The organism is Deinococcus yavapaiensis KR-236, assembly GCF_003217515.1.
Taxonomy (GTDB): domain Bacteria; phylum Deinococcota; class Deinococci; order Deinococcales; family Deinococcaceae; genus Deinococcus_A; species Deinococcus_A yavapaiensis.
Map to the genome: position 1 here is coordinate 23288 of NZ_QJSX01000028.1, position 7870 is coordinate 31157.

The following is a 7870-nucleotide window of genomic DNA, read 5'->3' on the forward strand; positions in this document are numbered from 1 at the left end:
CATGATTCCGTATTCGTTCACCGGAGGCATCGCCGTGCTGACGGGCGCCGCCAGCGGCATCGGCCGGGCGCTGGCGACCGAACTCGCGCGGCAGGGCAGCCACCTCGCCCTCATCGACCGCGATCAAGACGGCCTGGAACGCGTGGCAGGCGAGTTGAGGCGTCAGTACCCGCGCCTTCACGTCACCACCCACCCGTTCGACCTCGCCGAGACCGAGCAGATTCCCGCGCTGGCCGACGCTGTGCTGCGCGAACATCGCCGCGTCACCCTGCTGATCAACAACGCGGGCGTGGCGCTGGGCGGCACCTTCGACGAACTCACCTTGGAAGAATTCGAGTGGGTGCAGAGCATCAACTTCCGAGCGGTCGTCGCCTTGTGCAAAGCGTTCCTGCCCGCCTTGAAAGCCGAGCTGCATCCGCACGTCGTGAACGTCTCCAGCTTGTACGGCATCGCCGCGCCTCCCGGCCAGAGCGCTTACGTGGCGAGCAAGTTCGCCGTTCGCGGCTTTTCCGAGGTGCTGCGGCACGAACTGGCTCCCGGAGGAATCGGCGTGACCGTCGTGCATCCCGGCGGCGTGCGAACGAACATCGCCAACAGCGCCCGCGTGAGCAGCGGCGTCAACGCCACGCCGCAAGAAATCGCCGCCCAGACGCGCGCCATGAACCGCGTGCTGCGCCTCGACCCCGCCAAGGCGGCCGACATGATCTTGAACGCCGTCCGCAAGCGCTCACCGCGCGTCCTCGTGGGCAACGACGCCAAGGCCATCGACATGCTGGTGCGCACCCTACCCGCCACGTACTGGACGGCACTGCGCCGCCTTCTGCCCGTGCGCGGCAAGGTGAACGGGTGAGCCGCGTCCGCCGCCGTTGGCTGCTCGCCGCCGGATTGCTGGGAGTGACGCTCGTCGGGCGCGCCGCACGAACTCGCCCCAGCGTGCAGATGCGGCTCGCCAAGGTGTTCTTGCGCCTCACTCGGCGCGAAAGCGAGCTCGACGCCTACCGCGCCCGCCCCTACCCGCGCGCCGCGCCCGTCAAGCCCTCCTTGCGCGAGTTTTGCGACGTCCGCGAACGCCAAGTGCAAGGCCGCCCCGTGTACGATTTGACGCCGAAACACGGCGCTTCGGACTGGCACTTCATCTACACCCACGGTGGAGGCTATACGGGCGCCCTCGTCAGCGCTCACTGGGACGTCGTTGAATCGTTGGTTCGTTTAACGGGCGCGAGCGTGACGGTGCCGCTCTACCCGCTCACTCCGGAGCACACGTACGAGGCGGCGTACTCTCTGCTGGAAGCGGTGTACCGCGACCTCCTGTCGCGCACGCCCGCTGAAAAGATCGTGCTGTGTGGAGACTCGGCGGGCGGCGCGCTCGCCTTGGGGCAAGCGATTCACGCGCGTGACACCGCCTTGCCGTCGCCCGGGCGGGTGGTGCTGTTCGCACCGTGGCTGGACCTCGCGTTGAGCGACCCCGAAATCGAGAAGGTCGAGCCGCGTGACGTGATGCTTCGCGCGGACAGACTGCGCGTGAAAGGACGTTGGTGGGCCGGGAACGCGGACCGGACAGGGCCGCTTCTCAGCCCGATGTACGCCGATCTTCGCGGTTTGCCGCCCATCGACGTGTTTCACGGAACGGACGACTTGCTCATCGTGGACGCCCGCACCTTCCACCGCCAGGCCCTGCGAGTGGGAGCGGACGTGCGCCTGTACGAGACGCCCGGCGGCTTTCACGTCTTCATGGGCGCGCCTTGGATACCCGAAGCGCGGGACGTGTACCGTCAAATCGCACGCAACCTCGAAGTTCCTTTGGAGGCCAGAACATGAGTCGACGCAAGCTTCTCGCGATCGCCGGGGTGGCGATCCTGACAGGACTGTATTGGACGTCGAAACGACCGTCCGCCCGACCCGCCTCCGCCCGGACGCCCCCGGTGGACGACGCTCGTCCCCTCGACGTCCTGATCATCGGCGCGGGCCTGTCGGGCATCGGCGCGGCGCGGCATCTGCTCGCCAAGAGTCCGGGCAAACACTTCGAGATCCTCGAAGCTCGGCACGCCATCGGAGGCACCTGGGACTTGTTCCGCTACCCGGGCGTCCGCTCGGACTCCGACGTGTTCACGCTGGGGTACAGCTTCAAGCCGTGGCGAGGCCGCAAGTCCATCGCGGACGGCCCCGACATCCGGCAGTACATCCAGGAAGCCTCGGACGAAGCGGGCATCACCGAGCGCATTCGCTTCGGACACAAGGTGAAGACCGCCGCTTGGTCGTCGTCGAGTCAACTCTGGACCGTCACCGCCGAAGCGCAAGACGCGCAGGGAAACACCTGCTCCGTGACCCGCACGGCGAAGTTCTTGTTCCTGTGCAGCGGATACTACAGCTACGACGAGGGCTACCGCCCCGCCTTCCCGAACGAAGCCGCGTTTGAAGGACGGATCATCCACCCGCAGTTCTGGCCGGACGACCTCGATTACGCCGGGAAGCGCGTCGTGGTGATCGGCAGCGGAGCCACGGCCGTCACGCTCATCCCGGCCCTCACGGACAAGGCGGCCCACGTGACCATGCTGCAACGCTCGCCGTCCTACGTGGCCGTCCGTCCGCTCGTGGACGAAGCCGCCGTCAAGCTTCAACGTTGGGCGCCTGCCTCGGTCGCCCACACGGTTACGCGCTGGAAAAACGTACTGACGAGCATCTTCTACTACCAGATCGCGCGCCGCCGCCCCGACCTGTTTCAGCAACGGCTGCTCGACGCGGCCCGGGAAAGCATCGGCGAGCGATTCGACGCCCGCGACTTCACGCCCGCGTACAAACCCTGGGATCAACGGGTGTGCGCCGTGCCCGACGGCGACCTGTTCAAGTCCATTCGACAAGGCAAGGCGTCCGTCGTGACGGACACGATCGAAGCGTTCACGCCGCGTGGCATCCGCCTTTCCACAGGACAGGAACTCCAGGCGGACATCATCGTGAGCGCCACGGGACTGAAGTTGAACGTGCTGGGCGACGTGGCGTTCACCTTGGACGGCGGGACGCTGGACATTCCGCGCACCCTCGTCTACAAGGGCATGATGCTGGGAGGCGTGCCGAACTTCGCGTACGCCTTCGGGTACACCAACTCCTCTTGGACGCTGAAAGCCGAACTCACGGCGGATTACGTGTGCCGCCTGCTGAACTTCATGGACCGGCGCGGCTACACGGCGGTGTACCCGAAGGCCGACCCCACCGTCGAGGAGCGGCCCCTGCTGGACTTCACGTCCGGATACGTGGCGCGCAGCGCCGCCGTCTTGCCCAAACAAGGATCGAAGCGGCCGTGGCAGGTCTACCAGAATTACCTGCTCGACAAGTACACCATCCAACTCGCGCCCCTGAACGACGGCACGCTGACGTTCACCGCGCGCTAAGCGCGACCTCCTGGTCCCCGAAGAGAAAGCGGTGGCACGACGGAGGTAACCGAGCGACGAAGGGAGAGGCGGCCCCTCTCCCTTCGTCGGCCTTCCAGGAATGGCCCGAGCGAACGCGGTTTTCAGAACGCCAAGACGATCAAGCTCGAAGTCGCGGACGCGAGCAAGTCGCCGTTCGAGTTCGTCAAACGCCCCTCGGCGAAGGCCACGCGCCGTCCGAGCGTCACGACCGTTCCCAACGCCCGCACGAGACCACTGTCCTTCGTCATCGAGCGGTGGTACGCCACCTTCTAAATCCAACGTCGAGAAGCTCAGCGTGGGCGTGAGCTTCGACAGCACCGCGTAGCCGCTCGCGAAGTCCAGCATCGTCGCCGCGAAGCCGCCATGCACCGCTCAGCGGATTGTACAAGTGCACGGCTCGGACACCACGCGGCCGTCGTCCACGTCCACCAAGCGGATGTCGAGCGACTCTCCCATGCCGCGACGCCGATCCGTCTCCAGCATCACCCGAAGTCGCTCCAGGCCGGAGAGATGCCGGACGATCTCGTCGAGCAAGTTCAGCTCCGCGCTCCTGAAGCCTCGGAGGGCGACGGCTCGGCGCCGCCCTCCGAGGCGCTCGTGCGAGCTTCGAGGGCGCGCACGACGGCGGCCATGTCGTCGCGCGTCGCGCCGAGCGCCATCGTCTCCCCGAACAAGGCGCGGCACACCTCGATCAGGGGAGCGGCGATCCCGGAAGCGCGCGCCTCGTCCCCGATCATGCTGGCGCTCTTGAACACGTCGCTGATCGCGGCTTGCACCGCGAAGTCCCGCTCGACGATCTTCGCGATTTTGATGCGCGAAACGCTGCTCGCCATGGGACCGGCGTCCACCACCGCCTGAAATCGCTGCAAGTCCAAGCCTTGCCGCCGCGCGAAGTGCGCCGCTTCCGCCAAGCCCGTCACCATGGTGATCAGGAACTGGTTCACGGCGAGCTTCATCAGCAGCGCATCTCCGATGTTCCCGCAGTAGACTGTCTTGCGACACATCAACCCGAAGAGCGGCCGAATCTGCTCCACGATCACCTCGTCCCCGGCGAGCATGCCGACGAGGGCGCCTTGCTCGGCCGGAACCCTCGAGCCCGAGACGGGCGCTTCGACGTACGACCCGCCGTGCGCTTCGACGTCCGCCGCGAGCGCGCGGGCGTACCCGGGCGTGATGGAACTGGCCACCACGAGGACGCGCCCCTCGACGAACGCACCGAAGGAGGAAGTGCCGCGACCGAGGACGGCGTCGATGGCGCCTTCGTCCACGAGCATCACGAAGACGACGCGCGCACGGGCGAAGACCTCGGCCGGTGTGGCCGCCACGAACGCGCCATGGGCCTCCAGAGGCGCGCACCTGTCGGGCGTGCGGTTCCACACGACGAGCCTCGTTCCGCCGCGCGCGAGGTTGAGGGCCATGGGCTGACCCATCACGCCCAGGCCGATAAAACCGACGTTCGAGTCGTGATCGGCGAACGACGAGGCGGGCGGCGACTTCGAGGTCACAGGATTCTCCCGAGCGCCTCGCTCTTCGCGGACATCCGGAATACCGACCGGCGTGACCTTCGCGTGGGTCCGGCTCGTCGGAAGCAGGTGAAGCTGAAGCTCATCTACGGGCATTCTACGCTCGGGCACGTGAAATTTGGTTGCGTCTCCGAGGCTCCGCCGTAGGTTTTTCAGCAGATTCTGCCGTGTACATTCGGTTCGGGAGGAGAACATGCCAATGGAACTGGACCGTAAGGACCGCCGGATTCTCAAAGTGCTTCAACGCGACGGCCGCGTGAACAACGTCGACCTCGCCCGTGAAGTCGACCTGTCTCCCTCTCCCTGCCTGCGACGCGTGAAGCTGCTGGAAGAAGCGGGCGTGATCGAGCGGTACGTGGCGCTCTTGAACCCCGCCAAGCTTCGATGGGGCCTCACGGTGTTCGCCCGCGTGTGGTTGCGCGCCCAAGACCAAGACACGGTGGAGCGCTTCTGCGCGGCGATCCTGGAGCTTCCCCAAGTGGTCGAATGCCACCTCATGGCCGGAGACTGCGATTTCTTGCTGCGCATCGTCGCGGCGGACCTCGACGGCTACCGCCGCTTTCAAATGGAGCACCTCGCGCGCATCGAGGGCGTGCAGCAGGTGAAGACGGAAGTGCCGATGCAGCGCATCAAGCAGACGACGGAACTGCCCTTGTGACGCGACGCGCGGTGAAGCGTGAAAGTCTCTTGTTCGACGAGGCCGCGCGGCGCGAGATTGGCGGAGTTCGTACGGGGCTCAGAACAAACCGGGAGAGCCTCCATGAAGCCAGGGGCCACCTCGGCCCGCAGCGATCTCCTCCTCGGTCGGCAACGCCGGAGCGTCATGAGAAGGCCCCGCCAAAAAGCGCTCGAAGAAGCTTCCGAGCACGGTGAGCAAGGAGCGGCGGGGACGGGACGAGCGAGCGGTCGAATTGGTCGTGCGGATCGTGGCGTTCATGCGGTTCCTCCTCGGGACGCGACCCTCGCGTCGTGTCCAAAAGGTACGAGCCAAGCGCAACCGCGCCGCAATCGCGAGGCGGGCCACGACAAGAACGGGTATTGCGGTGCGGTTGCGCGGCGCGCGTAACGTGCAGGCAGATCGACCGGCCTTCCGCCCCTTCCACCGAGCGAGGTTCCTGATGTTGAACGACACCCTTGTCCGCGAACAAGCCCAACACAAGCTCGACAACCTGCGTCACGAAGCTCGCGTGGCCCGCGCGTTGCCCCCCGTGCGCTCGAACGATCTCCTGCGTTCCTTGACGACTTGGTGGCAGCGAGTCATCCTCGTGAACGCGTCCTGGAACAAGTTGCACGAAGCTTGAGTCCGAAGTCGAGGCTTCGCGCAGCATGCCGCCGTACGTCCTTCGTCGGACTTCGAGGATCGCGGCGTCGATTCACGATCAGCGCCACGCAACCGAACGGTACGAGGCAAAGCGCGGCTCGGTACGCACGCTCCTCTCGAAGGTTGTACGCTACGGCGGGCACGGTCCTTCGGGACGGTGGCACCCCTACGACACTCGACGAAGAAGAGCACTGGCGTGCGTGACGCGGTCACGTGCCGCCCACGACCGCCGGAGGAAGACATGCCCACACACGAACTGCGCCCGTCCACGCTCGCGTCGAGCGCCGTCCTGTCCGTCCTCGCGCTCGCTGCCCTCACGTCGGGCGCCGCAGGACCACCGCCGTCGGGACGCGTCGTCACCCTCAGCCTCGTGCAGAGTCCCGAGCTTGGCAACGTCCGCAACGTGTTCGTGTACCTCCCGCCGAGCTACGACCGCGGCGTGAAGCGGTACCCGGTGCTGTACTTGCAAGACGGGCAGAACGTGTTCGATCCGGGCGGATCCTTGTCGGGACGAGAGTGGGGCGCGGACGAAGCGGCAGACGCGCTCGCCGCGCGAGGCGTGGAAGCGATCGTCGTGGGCGTCGCGAACATCGGTGCGAACAGGGCGGCGGAGTACGTTCCGTACGCGATCGACGCGAACGACCGTTCAACGCGCGCGGACCGCTACGCGACGTTCCTCGTGAAGACGTTGAAGCCGATGATCGACGGGCGCTTCCGCACGAAGCCCGATCGGCAGGACACCGGCATCGGCGGATCGTCCTTCGGCGCGATCGTGAGCTTGTACGCCGCCTTGCAACACCCCGACACCTTCGGATTCGTCGCGGCGTTCTCGCCGTCACTTTGGGTCGCGGACGGCGCCATGCTCCACGCCGTTCAAAACAAACGCTTCACGTCTCCCCTACGGGCTTACGTCGATATCGGCACGTTGGAGGGAAGTACGCCACAAGAGGCGGCGTTGTCAGTGACGTGGACGCGGCAACTCGCGTCGCTCCTCGAACGAGGAGGCGCGACCGTACGATTGGTGGTCGCTCGAGACCAAGGGCACAACGAAGCGGCCTGGGCGGCGCGCTTCCCGAGCGTCTTGGAGTGGTTCGCGGGCGGCAGCGCCCGATCGGCCGTCCGAACGCCTTGACGTCGGGGGAGCGGTTCGGGAATCTCGCGTTTCGGTTAGGGCGCCGTGTCGAGGCTCTGGAAATAGTGTTTCCAGCCCTGCTTCTTTCAAGCTCGACCGGGGAGCACGCTCGCCGGGGAGCGTGGCGCTCGAACTAGGGAATTCGACGGTACGTTCGCGGCTTCTCCTCCGTTCCACGAAGGTCGTTCTGGATGCCCGAGCAAAGGACGGGCCTTCAGTCGAAATGCTCGTCGCGCCGATAACACCGGCACCCTGTCAAGTCTTCCACTGATAAACGACGAGCGGGAACCACAGTGGTTTCCGCTCGTCGCTGTTGGCGCGTGTTATTGCCCGTTGTTGGTGACGACGACGTTGGCTTGCACGTTCACACTCTGCCCGGTGGACGTGTTCTTCAACGTCAACACCACCGGGTACACGCCGTTGCCTTGCCACCCGTCGCTGTACGCGATCACGTCCACGCGCAGCATGCCGTGTTGCAGGGCGGTCG

At 66.0% G+C, this 7870-nt stretch carries 10 protein-coding genes; 6 read left to right on the top strand and 4 right to left on the bottom strand.

The annotated features are described in order from the left end of the window. Window position 1 precedes the first annotated feature (1 nt). From DES52_RS21500 to DES52_RS21510, 3 genes are read left to right on the top strand one after another with little or no spacing between them, the layout of a single operon-like run. On the top strand, window positions 2–850 hold the full coding sequence (locus DES52_RS21500; protein ID WP_110888889.1) for an SDR family NAD(P)-dependent oxidoreductase: 849 nt from the start codon (window positions 2–4) through the stop codon (window positions 848–850). After that, the gene (locus DES52_RS21505) at window positions 847–1818 is read left to right on the top strand and encodes an alpha/beta hydrolase (RefSeq protein ID WP_110888890.1); all 972 of its coding nucleotides are present in this window, start codon (window positions 847–849) and stop codon (window positions 1816–1818) included. Before DES52_RS21500 ends, DES52_RS21505 begins: the two co-directional genes overlap by 4 nt. After that, window positions 1815–3386, top strand: coding sequence for a flavin-containing monooxygenase (locus DES52_RS21510; protein WP_110888891.1), 1572 nt, complete (start codon window positions 1815–1817; stop codon window positions 3384–3386). The genes DES52_RS21505 and DES52_RS21510 overlap by 4 nt, the downstream gene beginning before the upstream one ends. A 122-nt stretch (window positions 3387–3508) precedes the next feature. On the opposite strand, the gene DES52_RS23345 is transcribed toward DES52_RS21510, so the two are convergent. From DES52_RS23345 to DES52_RS21520, 3 genes are all read right to left on the bottom strand, one after another. Then, window positions 3509–3655, bottom strand: coding sequence for a hotdog family protein (locus DES52_RS23345; protein WP_211317979.1), 147 nt, complete (start codon window positions 3653–3655; stop codon window positions 3509–3511). Window positions 3656–3779: 124 nt separating this feature from the next. Beyond that, window positions 3780–3941, bottom strand: a complete 162-nt coding sequence (locus DES52_RS23350; RefSeq protein ID WP_211317980.1) for a hypothetical protein — start codon at window positions 3939–3941, stop codon at window positions 3780–3782. A gap of 2 nt (window positions 3942–3943) precedes the next feature. Next, complete coding sequence (locus tag DES52_RS21520; RefSeq protein ID WP_245901218.1) at window positions 3944–4912, bottom strand: NAD(P)-dependent oxidoreductase; 969 nt, start codon at window positions 4910–4912, stop codon at window positions 3944–3946. Between the two features lie 211 nt (window positions 4913–5123). On the opposite strand from DES52_RS21520, the gene DES52_RS21525 reads away from it, so the two are divergent. Then, on the top strand, window positions 5124–5588 hold the full coding sequence (locus DES52_RS21525; protein ID WP_211317981.1) for an Lrp/AsnC family transcriptional regulator: 465 nt from the start codon (window positions 5124–5126) through the stop codon (window positions 5586–5588). 78 nt (window positions 5589–5666) lie between these two features. Here the strand turns inward: DES52_RS21525 and DES52_RS21530 are convergent, their stop codons facing one another. Beyond that, entirely contained in the window at window positions 5667–5867 is a 201-nt protein-coding gene (locus tag DES52_RS21530) for a hypothetical protein (RefSeq protein WP_110888894.1), read from the bottom strand. Between the two features lie 181 nt (window positions 5868–6048). Between DES52_RS21530 and DES52_RS21535 the strand changes: the two genes are divergently transcribed. Then, window positions 6049–6231, top strand: a complete 183-nt coding sequence (locus DES52_RS21535) for a hypothetical protein (protein ID WP_110888895.1) — start codon at window positions 6049–6051, stop codon at window positions 6229–6231. 261 nt (window positions 6232–6492) lie between these two features. Next, on the top strand, window positions 6493–7383 hold the full coding sequence (locus DES52_RS21540; protein WP_110888896.1) for an alpha/beta hydrolase: 891 nt from the start codon (window positions 6493–6495) through the stop codon (window positions 7381–7383). Window positions 7384–7870: the final 487 nt, after the last annotated feature.